This window comes from Streptomyces sp. NPDC058955, from assembly GCF_042741435.1.
Classification (GTDB): Bacteria; Actinomycetota; Actinomycetes; order Streptomycetales; family Streptomycetaceae; genus Streptomyces.
Window position 1 is genome coordinate 1 of record NZ_JBHYKM010000077.1, and the last position, 16,957, is coordinate 16,957.

At 73.7% G+C, this 16,957-nt stretch carries 12 protein-coding genes; 8 read left to right on the forward strand and 4 right to left on the reverse strand.

Annotated features, from left to right (window positions below; translation table 11 throughout):
- Positions 1-400: 400 nt before the first annotated feature.
- The 4 genes from ACFW1I_RS25540 to ACFW1I_RS25555 form a co-directional block, all read right to left on the reverse strand.
- On the reverse strand, positions 401-2,764 hold the full coding sequence (locus tag ACFW1I_RS25540; RefSeq protein WP_384674081.1) for a transglutaminaseTgpA domain-containing protein: 2,364 nt from the start codon (positions 2,762-2,764) through the stop codon (positions 401-403).
- On the reverse strand, positions 2,761-4,140 hold the full coding sequence (locus tag ACFW1I_RS25545; protein ID WP_384674084.1) for a DUF58 domain-containing protein: 1,380 nt from the start codon (positions 4,138-4,140) through the stop codon (positions 2,761-2,763). Before ACFW1I_RS25545 ends, ACFW1I_RS25540 begins: the two co-directional genes overlap by 4 nt.
- Positions 4,140-5,192 (reverse strand): AAA family ATPase, encoded by a 1,053-nt coding sequence (locus ACFW1I_RS25550; protein ID WP_384674087.1) that lies wholly within the window; start codon positions 5,190-5,192, stop codon positions 4,140-4,142. The genes ACFW1I_RS25545 and ACFW1I_RS25550 overlap by 1 nt, the downstream gene beginning before the upstream one ends.
- 146 nt (positions 5,193-5,338) lie before the next feature.
- Positions 5,339-5,932: a carbonic anhydrase gene (locus ACFW1I_RS25555; protein ID WP_051716736.1), complete on the reverse strand. Its 594-nt coding sequence runs from the start codon at positions 5,930-5,932 to the stop codon at positions 5,339-5,341.
- Between the two features lie 319 nt (positions 5,933-6,251).
- On the opposite strand from ACFW1I_RS25555, the gene rsmH reads away from it, so the two are divergent.
- The 8 genes from rsmH to ftsW all read left to right on the forward strand — a co-directional run bounded on the left by rsmH (position 6,252) and on the right by ftsW (position 16,951).
- The gene (gene rsmH / locus ACFW1I_RS25560) at positions 6,252-7,208 is read left to right on the forward strand and encodes a 16S rRNA (cytosine(1402)-N(4))-methyltransferase RsmH (protein WP_078868046.1); all 957 of its coding nucleotides are present in this window, start codon (positions 6,252-6,254) and stop codon (positions 7,206-7,208) included.
- Positions 7,205-7,726, forward strand: a complete 522-nt coding sequence (locus tag ACFW1I_RS25565) for a septum formation initiator family protein (protein WP_384674090.1) — start codon at positions 7,205-7,207, stop codon at positions 7,724-7,726. The genes rsmH and ACFW1I_RS25565 overlap by 4 nt, the downstream gene beginning before the upstream one ends.
- Before the next feature lie 7 nt (positions 7,727-7,733).
- Positions 7,734-9,767: a peptidoglycan D,D-transpeptidase FtsI family protein gene (locus ACFW1I_RS25570; protein ID WP_384674092.1), complete on the forward strand. Its 2,034-nt coding sequence runs from the start codon at positions 7,734-7,736 to the stop codon at positions 9,765-9,767.
- An 18-nt stretch (positions 9,768-9,785) separates the two neighbouring features.
- Positions 9,786-11,480, forward strand: a complete 1,695-nt coding sequence (locus ACFW1I_RS25575) for a UDP-N-acetylmuramoyl-L-alanyl-D-glutamate--2,6-diaminopimelate ligase (RefSeq protein ID WP_384674095.1) — start codon at positions 9,786-9,788, stop codon at positions 11,478-11,480.
- Positions 11,481-11,484: 4 nt separating this feature from the next.
- On the forward strand, positions 11,485-12,909 hold the full coding sequence (gene murF, locus ACFW1I_RS25580) for a UDP-N-acetylmuramoyl-tripeptide--D-alanyl-D-alanine ligase (RefSeq protein ID WP_384674098.1): 1,425 nt from the start codon (positions 11,485-11,487) through the stop codon (positions 12,907-12,909).
- Entirely contained in the window at positions 12,906-13,976 is a 1,071-nt protein-coding gene (mraY, locus tag ACFW1I_RS25585) for a phospho-N-acetylmuramoyl-pentapeptide-transferase (protein ID WP_384674101.1), read from the forward strand. The genes murF and mraY overlap by 4 nt, the downstream gene beginning before the upstream one ends.
- Positions 13,958-15,397 (forward strand): UDP-N-acetylmuramoyl-L-alanine--D-glutamate ligase, encoded by a 1,440-nt coding sequence (gene murD / locus ACFW1I_RS25590; RefSeq protein WP_384674103.1) that lies wholly within the window; start codon positions 13,958-13,960, stop codon positions 15,395-15,397. Before mraY ends, murD begins: the two co-directional genes overlap by 19 nt.
- 228 nt (positions 15,398-15,625) lie before the next feature.
- Positions 15,626-16,951 carry a putative lipid II flippase FtsW gene (gene ftsW, locus ACFW1I_RS25595; RefSeq protein ID WP_384674105.1) on the forward strand — a complete coding sequence of 442 codons (1,326 nt, stop codon included), beginning with the start codon at positions 15,626-15,628 and terminating at the stop codon, positions 16,949-16,951.
- The last annotated feature ends 6 nt before the right edge of the window (positions 16,952-16,957 follow it).

The window sequence follows — 16,957 nt, forward strand, 5'->3', positions numbered from 1 at the left end:
CCCTTAGCGGTGCCTCCGCGCCTTGTGCCTGGACCCGCACCGCGTGTGCGCCGTGCACGGGGTGCGGGTTCAGGCGCGGGAGCCTAGGCCCGGCGAGGGGGCGCCGTTCCGTGTGCCCACCCGTTCCGCCCTGCGGAACGCCTGCCCACACGGAGGGCCGGCGAACGGGCCCCGCCCGGAAGACGGCGCCCCGGCGCGGAAGCCGGACGGGGAGGGTGGGCACCGCCCCGCAGAACGCCTGCTCACACGGAGGACCGGTCAGGGCGCCGCCCAGTGGGCGCAGGACCCACACGGGGGTGCGGGAACGGGCGCCGCACGGAAGACGGGCCCGGCGCGTCGCCGGACCCGTCGGCGCGAGCCGGACGCAGGCCCCGCAGGGGAGGGCCGGTGGGCGGGGGCGTCAGCGGGGGGATCTGAAGGCGGGGCGGAGGGTGGTGGCGCGGGATCTCAGGGCCGTCCAGTGGGCCGAGGCGGCCCAGCGGAGGCGGATCGCCGACCGGGGGGCCAGGAGGGCCCGGAGACGGACGCCGCGCGACGCGGCCCCGTGGAACCCGGCCCGGACCCGCTCGGCCTCCCGTCCCAGCCCCGCCACCGGCCGCGGCGACGGCGCGTAGAGGGCCTCCTCCACCGCCCCCGCCACCCGGTGCACCGCTTCCGCGGCCTCGCCGCGCAGCTCACCCGCCCGGACGATCCGCTCCGCCGTTCTGCGCGGCGTCTGCGCGTCGTCCGGCTCGACCCCGTAGTCCCAGGCCGTGTCGCCGATCTCCCGCCACACCTCCAGCGGCCCGGCCGCCGGGGCGAGCCGGCGGGCCCGCACCCGGGTCCGCCACAGCAGCGGGACGAACGGGAGCGCCAGGACGAGCAGCGCGGCCAGCGACCAGCCGGCCACCTTCAGCACGTCCGTACCACCGCCGGAGGACGAGTCCGCGGCCGCCGCCGGGTTCTGGCCGCACTCGCCGAGGCGGCGCATCTCCGGCGGGCAGCTCTCCGAGGCGCTCGGGGCCGCCGAGGGCTGCGCCGAGGCCGACTGCGAGGGCTGCGCGGGACCGGTCGGCCCCGCGGTGGGGGCCGCCTGCCGGGTGTACGACGGGGTGAAGCCACGCGACGGCGTCGGCTCGAAACGGGTCCAGCCCGCGCCCTCGAAGTACAGCTCGGGCCAGGCGTGGGCGTCCCGGATGCCGACCGAGACCGAACCGTCGGACTGGTTCGTGCCGGGCATGAAGCCGACCGCGACCCGCGCCGGGATGCCCAGCGTGCGGGCCATCGCCGCCATCGAGAAGGAGAAGTGGATGCAGAACCCCTCCTTGTCCCGCAGGAAGCGGGAGATCGCCTCCGTGCCCGTCCCGGACGTCACGTCGACGTCGTAGCGGAAGCCGCCGTCCTCGGCGAACCAGTCCTGGAGCCGGACCGCCCGCTCGTAGTCGTTCCGCGCGCCCTTGGTGACCTCCAGCGCCGTCGACTTCACGTCGTCGGGGAGGCTGCCGGGCACCTCGGTGTACTCCTCGCGCAGCCGCTCGGGCGCCGGGCCCGCCTGGGCCAGCTGCTCGGCGGTCGGCTGCACGTCGAGGCTGGTCACCTGGTAGCGGACGCCCTTGGTGGTCTGCTTGTCGTCGCCGACGAGCATCCGGCCGGCCGGCTCGAACCGCCAGCGGCCCTCGATGTCCACCCGGGCGGCCGGGAACGGCATCGGCAGCCACTTCTGGTCGTACCCCTCGGAGGCGACGAAGTTGCTGGTCACCTCGGAGGTGCGGACGGACTGCGCGAGGCCGTCCGGCCACGGCAGCGACTTCGGCACCGCCTCGATCGGGCGGACCGAGGACTTCCACGAGGTGCCGTCGAACTGGTCGAGGGCGACCAGCCGCAGGTACAGGCCGCTGTTGTCCAGGGCGTTGGTCCGGTAGCGGAGGACCTCGAAGTCCTCCGGCTGCCGCAGGTTGTCCTGGAGGGAGACCAGCGGGTTCACGGCCGCGATGGTGCCGCCGCCCCCGGTGCCCTCGCCGGGACCCCCGCCGCCGTTGCCCAGCAGCCCGCCGGAGAAGCCCGGAAGGACGAGCGGCACCACCAGCGCGGTGCCCATGGCGACCGCGCCGATCCGCCGGCCGGTGCGCACCGGCGCGAAGGACGAGCCGCCGCTGCCCACCAGAGACCCGGACCGGCCGGAGCGCTGGGAGCCGCCGAAGACCCGGCCCCAGGCGGAGAGCCGGTCGCGGCCCTCGGCGAGGAGCAGCAGCAGGTAGCCGGTGGCGGCGAGCAGGAACCAGAGCCGGCCGGCGCCGCCGCCGGAGAGCCCGGCGGCCACCGAGTAGAGCGCGAGCAGCGGCAGGCCGGCCGGGGCGGCGCGGCGGAAGGTGACCGCCAGGACGTCCACGAGCAGCCCGATCGCGAGGACGCCGGCGACCAGCATGAGCCGGATGCCCTCGGTGTCCGGGGCGGGGATCGCGTAGGTGGAGACGTCCTCGGCGCCGAGGCGGAACAGCTCGGCAACCCGCTGGATCGCGAGCGGCCCGGGCAGGAAGCCGAGGAGCGCCTGCTCCCGGGCGAAGACCACGGTCAGCGCGACCACGCCGACCAGCAGCTGGGCGGCCACCGTCAGCGGCCGGGCCAGCGGGACCCGCCGGCACAGCATGCCGGTGCCGCTCTGCAGCGCCAGCAGGAAGGCGGCGGTGAAGATCCAGGTGGCCGGCTTGACCAGCGGCAGCAGCGCCCCGGCGGCCATCAGGGAGGCCGCCCAGGCGGCCAGTGTCAGGCGGGTGCGCCCGCTCATGCCCATCCTCCGTAGCTGTCTGCGGCGGCGGTCTCCCGCAGCGCTCCGGCGGCCTGCTGCCAGAGATCGGCCATGCGGGCGCCGGGCGGGACGGAGACGACGGTCCAGCCGGCCTCGCGGAGCTGCCGGAGCCGGGTCTCGACGGCCCCGGCCACGGCGCCGGCGGTGAGCCAGGTGCCGGAGTCCAGGACGAAGGCGACGGCGGCGCCGGCCCGTCCGCGCATCCGGCCGGCCAGGGCGGCCTGCTCCTCGTCGAGGTCGCCGAGGAAGGCGACGAGCAGCCCGTCGCTCCCGGCGCGCAGCACGTCGGAGGCGCGGGAGAGCCCGGCGCCGTCCGAGTGGTCGACGATCGCGAGGGTGTCCATCATCAGCCCGGCCGTCTCCGTGGAGTCGACGGAGGACGCGCCGGCGTAGCCGTCGGAGCCCTCGCCGGGGACCGCGCTGCCGGTGTCGGTGAGCAGCCGGACCGCGTAGCCGCGCTCCAGCATGTGGGTGAGGACGGAGGCGGCGCCGGAGACGGCCCACTCGAAGGCCGAGTCGGGGCCCGAGCCCTGGTAGCCGGCCCGTCGGGTGTCGAGCAGGACGGTGCAGTGGGAGCGCTGCGGCTGCTCCTCGCGGCGGACCATCAGCTCGCCGTACCGGGCGGTGGAGCGCCAGTGGACCCGGCGCAGGTCGTCGCCGTGCCGGTAGGCGCGCGGGATGACGTCGTCGTCGCCGGCGAGGGCCAGCGTGCGCTGATGCCCGTCCCCGTACCCGGCCGCCTCGCCGCCGAGCCGGACCGGCGGCAGGGCCGTGATCCGCGGGACGACGGTCAGGGTGTCGTACGCGCTGAAGGATCGGGTGAGCTCGCACATCCCGAAGGGGTCGCTCAGCCGGAGCTGGAGCGGCCCGAGCGGGAAGCGGCCGCGCAGGTCGGAGCGGACCCGGTAGGAGACCTCGCGCCGGCCGCCGGCCTCGACCCGGTCGAGGACGAAGCGGGGGCGGGGGCCGAGCATGTACGGCACGTGGTCCTGGAGCATCAGCAGCCCGGTGGGGAGCTTGGAGACGTTCTCCATGCGGAGCTGGACGCGGGCCTCGGTGCCCGCCTCCACCCGCTGCGGGGTGAGCAGGCGGGAGGTGGCGACCCGGTAGCGGGTGCGGTGCAGGACGAGGGCGCAGATCAGCGGCAGGCTGGCGAGCAGCAGCCCGACCCGGAGCAGGTCGGCCTGGCCGAGCACGTAGGCGCAGACGGCGGCGGCCGCCCCGGCGGCCAGGAAGGACCGGCCGCGGGTGGTGAGACCGCCGAGGGCGGCCCGCAGGCCGCCCCGGCCGTCCTCGGCCCGGGGGCCGTCGCGGTCGTCGGTCCGCTGCCCCCGGTTCGCGGCGGGGGTCGCCATCACAGCTGCCGGCCGCCGGTCTGCCGGCCGTAGGTCGGGCCGGCGGGCGGGGCCGCGGACGGGACGGGGGTGCGCTGGAGGATGTCGAGGACGACCTGCTCGGCGCTCCGCCGGTTGAGCTGGGCCTGCGCGGTGGGCAGCAGCCGGTGCGCGAGCACCGGCACGGCCAGCGCCTGGAGGTCGTCCGGCAGCACGTACTCGCGGCCGGCGAGGGCGGCGGAGGCGCGGGCTGCCCGCAGCAGGTGGAGCGTGGCGCGCGGGGAGGCGCCGAGCCGCAGGTCCGGGTGGTTGCGGGTGGCAGAGACGACGTCGACCGCGTACCGCCGGACGGCGTCGGCGACGTGCACCGCGCGGACCGCCTCGATCAGCTTGAGGATCTCGTGGGCGTGGGCGACCGGCCGGAGGTCGTCCAGCGGGTTGACCGCCCCGTGCACGTCGAGCATCTGGAACTCGGCCTCGGCGCTCGGGTAGCCGATGGAGACGCGGGCCATGAAGCGGTCGCGCTGTGCCTCGGGCAGCGGGTAGGTGCCCTCCATCTCGACCGGGTTCTGGGTGGCCACGACCATGAACGGGCTGGGCAGCTCGTAGGTGTGCCCGTCGATGGTGACCTGGCGCTCCTCCATGGACTCCAGGAGCGCGGACTGCGTCTTGGGCGAGGCCCGGTTGATCTCGTCGCCGATGACGATCTGGGCGAAGATCGCGCCCGGCTTGAACTCGAACTCCCGCCGCTGCTGGTCGAAGATCGACACGCCGGTGACGTCCGACGGCAGCAGGTCGGGCGTGAACTGGATGCGGCGCACCGAGCAGTCGATCGACCGCGCGAGCGTCTTGGCGAGCATGGTCTTGCCGACGCCGGGCACGTCCTCGATGAGGAGGTGGCCCTCCGCGAGCAGCACCGTCAGCGCGAGACGTACGACCTCGGGCTTGCCCTCGATCACGCTCTCCACCGAGCCGCGGACCCGCTCCGCGGTGGTGGTCACGTCTGCCCCCATTCTCGACTCCGCTCGAATGGGGGGACCCCCATGGCTCGCTCGGTCGTCAAAGGTCGTCACCCCGGCCCTCCTCGGCCTTGCAGGAACACGGACACCTGCCCCCGGTGGGATGTACGGGGGGTGTCACCCGAGCATTCTTGTTGGGTTTGCCGGGCCCTGTCACTCGCCTGTGGACAACTGCGGGGGATATGCCGGGGTTTGTCGTCTTACGCGGCGGCGGAAGGTGTGCTCGGGCCGGTGCCGGAACCATTCTCCACAGGGTCGATCTCGCGCAGCAGGCCCGTCGTGACGTCGAAGACGAAGCCCCGCACGTCGTCGGTGTGCGGCAGGAACGGGGAGGTCCGGACCCGCTGCATCGACTGCCGTACGTCCTGGTCCACGTCCCGGAACGCCTCGACCGCCCAGGCCGGCCGCTGGCCCACCTCGTCCTCCAGCTCGTGCCGGAAGTCCTCGGTGAGCGACTCCAGACCGCAGCCGGTGTGGTGCACCAGCATCACGGCGCGGGTGCCGAGCGCCCGCTGGCTGATGGTGAGGGAGCGGATCACGTCGTCGGTGACGACCCCGCCCGCGTTGCGGATGGTGTGGCAGTCGCCGAGTTCGAGACCCAGTGCGGCGTGCAGGTCGAGCCGGGCGTCCATGCAGGCCACGACGGCGACGTGGAGCACCGGCCGGGCGTCCATGCCCGGGTCGGTGAAGTCGGCGGCGTACCGCGCGTTCGCCTCGACGAGCCGCTCGGTGACCGAGCCGCCGGCGGGCCGCGCGCCGGGGGAGCCGGGGGAGGGGTGTGCGGAGGTCGTCATGGCTCCGACGGTAGTGGGCACCACCCCGGCGGGCCCGCTGTGAGAAGAGGACAAAGAACCCCAATGGACCCGCATGTGAGCTAACCCACAGCGACCGCCGGGAGCCGCCGATCGGGTGAGCCGCCCGGAATCCCCGCCCCCGCCCCCGGCGCCGCGCGACGCGCCAGCCGGTTGATTGACCGGCCCCGTCCGTGGACTAGAGTGACGCGGAGTTCCTGGAGACAATCGAGCGTTTTGCAGCGGTTTCTCCCCCGTGTGCGCGGCGGCACCCACGGCTCGCCCCCTTACCCGCTCGCCGTGCCCGTTCTGAGAGGGTGCGTTGAGCAACGACCGACACGTCCCGGTGATGCTCCAGCGGTGCCTGGACATGTTGGCCCCTGCCCTCCAGCACCCCGGCGCGGTCGTCGTCGACTGCACCCTGGGGCTCGGCGGACACAGCGAGGCCCTGCTCCGGACCTTCCCCGAGGCCCGGCTCGTCGCCCTCGATCGCGACAAGGAGGCCCTGCGCCTCTCCGGCGAGCGGCTCGCCCCCTACGGGGACCGCGCCACCCTCGTCCACGCGGTCTACGACGAGCTGCCCGAGGTCCTCGACCGGCTCGGCATCGACAAGGTCGACGGCGTCCTCTTCGACCTCGGCGTCTCCTCCATGCAGCTGGACGAGGCCGACCGCGGCTTCGCCTATGCCCAGGACGCCCCGCTCGACATGCGCATGGACCAGACGACCGGCATGAGCGCCGCCGAGGTCCTCAACACCTACCCGGCCGGCGAACTCGTCCGCATCCTGCGCGCCTACGGCGAGGAGAAGCAGGCCAAGCGGATCGTCTCCGCCATCGTCCGCGAGCGCGAGAAGGAACCCTTCACCAACAGCGCCCGGCTCGTCGAGCTCATCCGCGACGCCCTCCCGCAGGCCGCCAAGCGCACCGGCGGCAACCCCGCCAAGCGCACCTTCCAGGCCCTGCGCATCGAGGTCAACGGCGAGCTGAGCGTCCTGGAGCGGGCCATTCCGGCCGCCGTGAAGGCCCTCGCCGTCGGCGGCCGCGTCGCCGTCCTCTCGTACCACTCCCTGGAGGACCGGCTCGTCAAGCAGGTCTTCGCGGCCGGCGCGGCCACCACCGCCCCGCCCGGCCTCCCGGTCGTCCCCGAGAAGTACCAGCCCCGCCTCAAGCTCCTCACCCGCGGCGCCGAACTCCCCACCGAGGAGGAGGTGGCCGAGAACCGCAGGGCCGCCCCCGCCCGGCTCCGGGGCGTCGAGCGCATCCGGGAGGACGTGCTGTGAGCGCGGCGAGGGGGCCGCTCAAAGGCCGGGCCGCGCGGCTCGGACGGCTGATGCCGTCCGGACCCAGCACGGCCGCCCGCACCCCCTTCGTCCTGCTCGTCGTCCTCCTCCTCGGCGGCGGCCTCATCACCCTGCTGCTGCTCAACTCCGCCCTCAACCAGGGCTCCTTCAAGCTGCGCGAGCTCAAGGACCGCACCACCGAGCTCACCGACGAGGAACAGGCTCTCCAGCGCGACGTCGACGCCTACGCCGCGCCCGACGCCCTGGAGCGCCGCGCCCGCGAGCTCGGCATGGTCCCCGGCGGCAGCCCGGCCTTCCTCGGCCCCGACGGCAAGGTGCTCGGCGAGCCCACCGTCGCCCCCTCCCCGAAGCCCTCCCGGACGCCGTCCCGCGCCCCGGGCCGTACGGGCGACCCCGCCGCCGCCCGTACGGGGCAGGCCGCGCCGGGCGCGAGCGCCACCCCGAAGCCGACCGTCACCGGAACCACCCCGACCGCCCCCACGACCTCCGGCAGGTGACCGAGCAGTGCCCTCCAAGGAGCCCCCGCGCCGCCGTGTCCCCGGCCCCGCCCGGCCCTCCCGCCCCCGCCCCGCGGGCTCCGGCGCGGGCCCGGCGGCCGGCGCCCGGGCGGGATCCGGAGCAGGCGCCCGCGCCCCCCGGCCCGCGTCCCGCCCCGCCGCGCGCCCGGCCGCCCGCCGCCCCGCGCCCCGGCCGCAGGCCCGCAGGCCGCGCACCATCAAGCTCGGCAGCCCCCGGCCCCGGCTGCGGCTGATCTCCGTCGGCCTCACCCTGGTCATGCTCGTCTTCGTGGTGCGGCTGCTCCAGGTCCAGGCCGTCGACGCCAGCGCGTACGCGGCCAAGGCCGACAAGTACCGCTTCCAGGAGTACACGCTCTCCGCCGAACGCGGCGAGATCACCGACCGCAACGGCATCGCCCTCGCCACCAGCGTCGACGCCTACGACATCACCGCCGACCCCAAGCTCTTCACCCCCGAGGAGTCCAAGGTCCGCGACGCGCCCGAACAGGCCGCCGCCCTCCTCGCCCCGATCCTCGGCAAGGAACCGGCGGAGCTCGCCAAGAAGCTCCGTACCCCCAAGTCCCGCTACACCCTGCTCGCCCGCAAGCAGACCCCGCAGGTCTGGAACCAGATCAAGGACCTCAAGAAGGTCTACGCCGAGAAGGCCCAGGACCTCGGCGGCACCGGCGTCAACCTGCTCGGCGGCGTCCTCAGCGAGCCCAGCACCAAGCGGGTCTACCCGAACGGCGAACTCGGCGCCGGGATACTGGGATACGTCAACGCCGAGGGCCGCGGCGCCGGCGGCATCGAGTCCATGCTCGACACCGAACTCGCCGGCCGGGACGGGAAGATCCGCTTCACCGCCTCCGGCGGCCGGCAGGTCCCCACCGCCGGCTCCCAGGGCACCCCCGCCGTCCCCGGCTCCGACATCGAGCTCACCATCGACCGGGACATCCAGTGGGCCGCCCAGCAGGCCATCAGCGAACAGGTCCGCAAGTCGAAGGCCGACCGCGGCTACGTCATCGTCCAGGACACCCGCACCGGCGAGGTCCTGGCCATGGCCAACGCCCCCGGCTTCGACCCCAACGACCTCTCCGCCGCCAACGCCGCCGCCATGGGCAACGCCGCCCTCCAGGACGCCTACGAACCCGGCTCCACCAGCAAGGTCATGTCCATGGCCGCGGTCCTGGAGGAGGGCAAGGCCACCGCCGACACCCACGTCACCGTCCCCAACCGGCTCCACCGCGGCGACCGGCTCTTCAAGGACGACATCGACCACAAGACCTGGTACCTGACGCTCAACGGCGTCCTCGCCAAGTCCAGCAACATCGGCACCATCCTCGCCACCGGCCAGCTCGGCAAGGACCAGGCCGAGTCCAACCGGATCCTCGACGGCTACCTCCGCCGCTTCGGCATCGGCAGCCCCACCGGCCTCGGCTTCCCCGGCGAGACCCCCGGCATCCTGGCCAAGCCCGAGGACTGGTCCACCTCCCAGCAGTACACGATCCCCTTCGGCCAGGGCCTCTCCGTCAACGCCCTCCAGGCCGCCTCGGTCTTCTCGACCGTCGCCAACGGAGGCGTCCGCGTCGAGCCCACCCTGGTCCGCGGCACCAAGGGCCCCGACGGGCGCTTCACCCCCGCCGAGAAGCCCGCCGAGAACCGGGTCGTCAGCGAGCAGACCGCCAAGACCCTCGCCCAGATGCTGGAATCCGTCGTCGAGGACCGGGAGGGCACCGGCACCCGGGCCGCCATCCCCGGCTACCGCGTCGCCGGCAAGACCGGCACCGCCAACCGCGTCGACCCCGAACTCGGCCGCTACAAGGGCTACACCGCCTCCTTCGCCGGCTTCGCCCCCGCCGACCAGCCCCGCGTCACCGTCTACTGCGCCATCCAGAACCCCACCAAGGGCAGCTACTTCGGCGGCCAGATCTGCGGCCCCATCTACAAGAAGGTCATGGAGTTCGCGCTCAAGACCCTCCACGTGGCACCCACCGGCAGCGCGTCCCCGCGCCTGCCGGTCACCTTCGAACCCACCCCGTGACCCCCGGGAGCACCACCAGTGACGACGATCACCCCCCACTCCGGGAACCGGAAATCGAACTCCGGCGACGCCCCCGGCTCGTTTGGTCCCCCGCAGGGTGCGCCCGGTACGCTCACCGCCGTGCCACACGCTGATCAGTCCCGAACCACCCCGCCCCGCCCGGAGCGGGCCCGCCCGACACCCCTGGGCGAGCTCGCGGCACGGCTGGGCACCGAGCTCCCCGACGCCGCACGGGCCGTCGCCGTCTCGGGCATCACCCACGACTCCCGGGCGGTACGCCCCGGGGACGTGTACGCGGCCCTCGCCGGCGCCCGCCTGCACGGCGCCGACTTCGCCGCCCAGGCCGCCGGCCTCGGCGCCGCCGCGGTCCTCACCGACCCGGCCGGAGCCGACCGCGCCGCCGCCACCGGCCTGCCCGTCCTCGTCGTCGAGGACCCGCGCGGCCGGATGGGCGAACTCGCCGCCGAGATCTACGGCCGCCCCGGCGCGGACCTCCTCCAGATCGGCATCACCGGCACCTCCGGCAAGACCACCACCGCCTACCTCGTCGAGGGCGGGCTGCGCGGCGCCGGCCGGCACACCGGGCTCGTCGGCACCGTCGAGATGCGCATCGGCGACGAGCGCATCAAGTCCGAGCGCACCACCCCCGAGGCCACCGACCTCCAGGCCCTCTTCGCCGTCATGCGCGAGCGGGGCGTCGAGGCCGTCGCCATGGAGGTCTCCAGCCACGCCCTGGTGCTCGGCCGGGTCGACGGCTGCGTCTTCGACGTCGCGGTCTTCAACAACCTCAGCCCGGAGCACATGGAGTTCCACTCCGACATGGAGGACTACTTCCGGGCCAAGGCGGCGCTCTTCACCCCGCAGCGCAGCCGGCTCGGCGTCGTGAACGCCGACGACGAGTACGGCCGCAGGCTCGCCAAGGAGGCGACCGTCCCGGTCGTCACCTTCTCCGCCGAGGGCCGCGCCGACGCCGACTGGCGCGCCGAGGACGTCGTCCTGGGCCCCGCCGACTCCACCTTCACGGCCGTCGGCCCCGAGGGCGTGCGGATCCCCGCCACCGCCCCGCTGCCCGGCCCCTTCAACGTCGCCAACACCCTCGCCGCCATCGCGACCCTCGCGGCCGCCGGGCTCGACCCGCGCACGGCCGCCGACGGCGTCGCGGCCGTCCCCGGCGTCCCCGGCCGCCTGGAGCGCGTCGACGCCGGCCAGCCGTACCTCGCCGTCGTCGACTACGCGCACAAGACCGACGCCGTCGAATCGGTGCTGCGCTCGCTCCGCGAGGTCACCGAGGGCCGGCTGCACGTGGTCATCGGCTGCGGCGGCGACCGGGACACCACCAAGCGCGGCCCCATGGGCGCCGCCGCGGCCCGGCTCGCCGACACCGCCGTACTGACCTCCGACAACCCCCGCTCCGAGGACCCGCTCGCGATCCTCACCGCGATGCTCGCGGGCGCCGCCGAGGTGCCCGCCGCGGAGCGCGGAGACGTCCTGGTCGAACCCGACCGGGCCGCCGCCGTCGCCGCCGCCGTCGCCCGCGCCCGGCCGGGCGACACCGTCCTGGTCGCCGGCAAGGGCCACGAGCAGGGACAGGAGATCGCCGGGCAGGTCCGTCCCTTCGACGACCGCCGGGTCCTCCGCGAAGCGATCGAGGCGGCGACCGGGGCACCGGCCGCCGCGGCGACCGAACACCGTCACCAGAACAGTCAGGGATGAAGCAGTGATCGCCCTCTCCCTCGCCGAGATCGCCGAAATCGTCGGCGGGCAGGCGCACGACATACCGGATCCGGGCGCCCGGATCACCGGGCCCGTCGTCATCGACTCCCGTGAGGTGAAGCCCGGCAGCCTCTTCGCCGCCTTCGCCGGCGAGCGCGTCGACGGCCACGACTACGCGGAGCGCGCCGTCGCGGCGGGCGCGGCGGCGGTGCTCGCCACCCGCCCCGTCGGCGTCCCCGCGATCGTCGTGGACGACGTGCAGGGCGCCCTCGGCGCCCTCGCCCGCGTGGTCGTCGAGCGGCTCGGCACCGATGTCGTCGCCCTCACCGGCTCGGCCGGCAAGACCTCCACCAAGGACCTCATCGCCCAGGTCCTCGACCGCCACGCGCCCACCGTCTGGACGCCCGGCTCCCTCAACAACGAGATCGGCCTGCCGCTCACCGCGCTCAGGGCGACCGAGGAGACCCGGCACCTCGTCCTGGAGATGGGCGCCCGCGGCATCGGCCACATCCGCTACCTGACCGGGCTCACCCCGCCCCGGATCGGGCTCGTCCTGAACGTGGGCACCGCCCACATCGGCGAGTTCGGCGGACGCGAGCAGATCGCCGAGGCCAAGGGCGAGCTCGTCGAGTCCCTGCCGTCCGCCGAGGACGGCGGAGTGGCGGTCCTCAACGCCGACGACCCGCTCGTCCGCGCCATGGCGAGCCGAACCAAGGCCCGCGTGACCCTGTTCGGCGAAGCGGACGAAGCGGCCGTACGTGCCGAGAACGTCCGGCTCACAGAGAACGGACAGCCTTCTTTCAAGCTTCACACACCCACCGGGTGCAGCGACGTGACCTTGCGCCTGTACGGTGAGCACCACGTGTCGAACGCGCTCGCAGCGGCCGCCGTCGCGCACGAGCTGGGCATGCCTGTCGACGAGATCGCCACCGCGCTCTCCGAGGCCGGCTCCCTTTCGCGCTGGCGCATGGAGGTCACCGAGCGTCCGGACGGCGTGACGATCGTCAACGACGCCTACAACGCGAACCCCGAGTCCATGCGAGCCGCCCTGCGCGCGCTCGCGGCCATGGGCCGGGCCGGACAGGCCCGCGGGGCCCGTACGTGGGCGGTGCTCGGCAAGATGGCCGAGCTCGGTGACGCGTCGCTCGCCGAGCACGACGCGGTCGGACGGCTCGCCGTCCGGCTCAACGTCAGCAAGCTCGTCGCGGTCGGGGACAGGGAAGCGTCCTGGCTGCAACTGGGCGCCTATAACGAGGGTTCGTGGGGTGAGGAGTCGGTGCACGTGTCCGACGCGCAGGCGGCTGTCGACCTGTTGCGCAGGGAGCTGCGCCCGGGGGACGTGGTCCTGGTGAAGGCGTCCCGGTCGGTCGGTCTCGAGCAGGTCGCCCTGGCGCTGCTCGACACTGAGGGCGAGGTATCCGGCCGATGAGGCAGATCCTCTTCGCGGGGGCCATCGGCCTCTTCCTGACCCTGATCGGCACCCCGCTGCTCATCAAGCTGCTGGCCCGCAAGGGATACGGGCAGTTCATCCGGGACGACGGCCCGCGCGGCCACGCCGGGAAGAAGGGCACGCCCACCATGGGCGGCATCTCCTTCATCCTGGCCACGCTCATCGCGTACGCCCTGGCCAAGGTCATCACCGGCGAGGACCCGACGTACTCGGGCGTCCTGGTGCTGTTCCTGATGGCCGGCATGGGCCTGGTCGGCTTCCTCGACGACTACATCAAGATCGTCAAGCAGCGTTCGCTGGGCCTGCGGGCCAAGGCGAAGATGGCCGGCCAGCTGATCGTCGGCATCGCCTTCGCGGTGCTCTCGCTCCAGTTCGCGGACCTGCGCGGGCTCACCCCCGCCTCCGAGAAGCTCTCCTTCATCACCGACTTCGGCTGGTCGATCGGCCCGGTCCTCTTCGTGGTCTGGGCGCTCTTCATGATCCTGGCCATGTCGAACGGCGTGAACCTGACGGACGGTCTGGACGGCCTGGCCACCGGCGCCTCCGTGATGGTCTTCGGCGCCTACACCTTCATCGGGCTGTGGCAGTTCCAGGAGTCCTGCGCCAACGCGCTGACCCTGACCAACCCGAACGCCTGCTTCGAGGTCCGCGACCCGCTCGACCTCGCGGTCGTGGCCTCCGCGCTCATGGGAGCCTGTTTCGGCTTCCTGTGGTGGAACACCTCGCCCGCCAAGATCTTCATGGGTGACACCGGCTCCCTCGCCCTCGGCGGCGCGCTCGCCGGTCTCGCCATCTGCTCCCGTACGGAGCTGCTGCTGGCCCTGCTCGGCGGCCTGTTCGTGCTGATCACGATGTCCGTGATCATCCAGGTCGGCTCGTTCAAGATGACCGGCAAGCGCGTCTTCCGGATGGCCCCCCTCCAGCACCACTTCGAACTCAAGGGGTGGTCTGAGGTCCTGGTCGTCGTCCGGTTCTGGATCATCCAGGGCATGTGCGTCATCGTGGGCCTGGGCCTCTTCTACGCGGGATGGGCAGCCGACAAGTGAGCGAAGAGCTGGACTGGCAGGGCAAGCGGGTCACGGTCGCGGGTCTCGGGGTGTCCGGCATCCCGGCCGCCCGGGCCCTGGCCGCCCGCGGCGCCGTGGTGACCGTCGTCAACGACGGGGACGACGAGCGCTCCCGGACACAGGCCGCCGCGCTGGAGGCGGAGGGGATCACCGTCCGCCTCGGCGACGGCGCGACCCTGCCGGCCGGCACCGAGCTGGTCGTCACCACCCCCGGCTGGCAGCCGGACAAGCCGCTCTTCACGGCCGCCGCCGAGGCGGGCGTGGAGATCTGGGGCGACGTCGAGCTGGCCTGGCGGCTCCGGGGCCCCGACGCGGCCCCGTGGCTGGCGATCACCGGCACCAACGGCAAGACCACCACGACCCGGATGCTCGCCTCCATCCTGGAGGCCGCCGGGCTGCGGACCGCCGCCGTCGGCAACATCGGCGTCTCGCTCCTCGACGCCGTCCTCGGCGACGAGAAGTACGACGTCCTCGCCGTCGAGCTCTCCAGCTACCAGCTGCACTGGGCGCCCTCCGTGCGCGCCCACTCGGCCGCCGTGCTCAACCTGGCGCCGGACCACCTCGACTGGCACGGCTCGATGGAGGCGTACGCCGCCGACAAGGGCCGGATCTACGAGGGCAACCAGGTCGCCTGCGTCTACAACGTCGCCGACCCGGTCACCGAGCACCTGGTCCGCGAGGCCGACGTCGAGGAGGGCTGCCGGGCCATCGGCTTCACCCTCGGCACCCCCGGCCCCTCCCAGCTCGGCGTCGTCGAGGGCATCCTCGTCGACCGGGCCTTCGTCGAGAACCGGCAGAAGAACGCCCAGGAGCTGGCCGAGGTCGCCGACGTGCAGCCGCCGGCCCCGCACAACATCGCCAACGCGCTCGCCGCGGCCGCCCTCGCCCGCGCCTTCGGCGTCGAGCCGAAGGCCGTACGGGACGGGCTGCGGGCCTTCCGCCCCGACCCGCACCGGATCGAACTGGTCGAGGAGGTCGAGGGCGTGACCTACGTCGACGACTCCAAGGCCACCAACACCCACGCCGCCGAGGCCTCGTTGGCCGCCTACGACCCGATCGTCTGGATCGCCGGCGGCCTCGCCAAGGGCGCCACCTTCGACGAGCTGGTGCAGAACTCCGCGAAGCGGCTGCGCGGGGCCGTGCTGATCGGCGCGGACCGCGCGCTGATCCGTGAAGCCCTGGCGCGACACGCCCCGGAGGTCCCGGTGGTGGACCTCGACCGGACCGACACTGGGGCGATGTCCGAGGCGGTCCGCGAGGCGGCCCGGCTCGCCCGGCCGGGGGACACCGTCCTGCTGGCCCCGGCCTGCGCCTCGATGGACATGTTCACCAACTACAACAAGCGGGGCGAGGCGTTCGCGGACGCGGTCCGCGCCCTCGCCGCCACCGGGGACGCCTGACCCGACCACTGCGAGGGTCCGGCCTACCGGGCCTGACCGGAGGGGGCAGCGAACCATGCCGAGCAAGATCGCCGGGACACGCCGGGCCGCCCCCCCCCCCCCGCGCGGGGGGGGGCCCCCCCCCCCCCCCGGGCGCGGCCGCGGGGCCCCCCCCCCCGCCGACACCCTGGTTGGCAGCCCACCCGGGCCCGGATCGGGGGGTGCTTCCACACCTCGATACCAACTCGTGTGTCCATCCCCGCCCCCCCCAACCGCGGGGGGGGGGGGGGGGCCCCCGCGACCCCGAGGGGGGCGCGCGGCGGAGGCGTACGCGGGCTCTACACGCGGGCGCAGCGGGCCTGGGACCGGCCGCTCACGGCGTATTACGTGATCATCGGCGCGGGGCTGCTCATCACCACGCTCGGCCTGGTGATGGTCTACTCGGCCTCGATGATCACGGCACTCCGCTACGAGCTGGTGCCGTCCTACTTCTTCCGGAAGCAGTTCTTCGCCGCCCTCCTGGGCACCGGACTGCTCCTCGTCGCCTCGCGGATGCCGGTGAAGCTGCACCGGGCGCTCGCCTACCCGATCCTGGTCGGCGCGGTCTTCCTCATGGTGCTCGTGCAGATCCCGGGGATAGGGCATTCCGTCGGCGGCAACCAGAACTGGATCTCGCTGGGCGGCCCGTTCATGCTTCAGCCCAGCGAGTTCGGCAAGCTGGGCCTCATCCTGTGGGGCGCCGACCTGCTCGCCCGCAAGCAGGACACGAAGCTCCTCGCCCAGTGGAAGCACATGCTCGTGCCGCTGGTGCCGGGGGCCTTCATGCTGCTCGGGCTGATCATGCTCGGCGGCGACATGGGCACCGCGATCATCCTCACCGCGATCCTCTTCGGCCTGCTGTGGACGGCCGGCGCCCCCACCCGCCTCTTCGTCGGCGTGCTCGCGGTGGCGGGCGCCCTGGGCGTGCTGCTCATCAAGACCAGCCCGCACCGGATGGACCGCTTCCAGTGCATCGGCGCCACCGATCCGGGTGGCGAGGGGGCCCCGTGCCTCCAGGCCGCGCACGGAATCTATGCTCTGGCGTCGGGCGGATGGTTCGGTTCCGGGCTCGGTGCGAGTGTGGAAAAATGGGGCCAACTACCCGAAGCGCACACCGACTTCATCTTCGCGGTCACCGGTGAGGAACTGGGCCTCGCGGGGACGCTGTCGGTCGTCGCCCTGTTCGCGGCCCTAGGCTATGCGGGTATCCGCGTGGCCGGACGCACGGAGGACCCCTTCGTGAGATTCGCCGCGGGAGGCGTGACCACCTGGATCACGGCCCAGGCCGTGATCAACATCGGTGCGGTGCTCGGTCTGCTGCCGATCGCCGGCGTCCCGCTCCCGCTGTTCTCGTACGGGGGGTCGGCCCTGCTGCCGACCATGTTCGCCGTCGGGCTCCTGATCGCCTTCGCGCGACAGGAACCCGCCGCGAAAGCGGCCCTGGCCATGCGCCGCCCCGGCTGGGGCAAGCGGGCCGGGGTGAGATGGAAGTCGATGCGACGGCGCGTCAAGAAGCGCCCGTCCGGAGAGCGGTGAATTTCG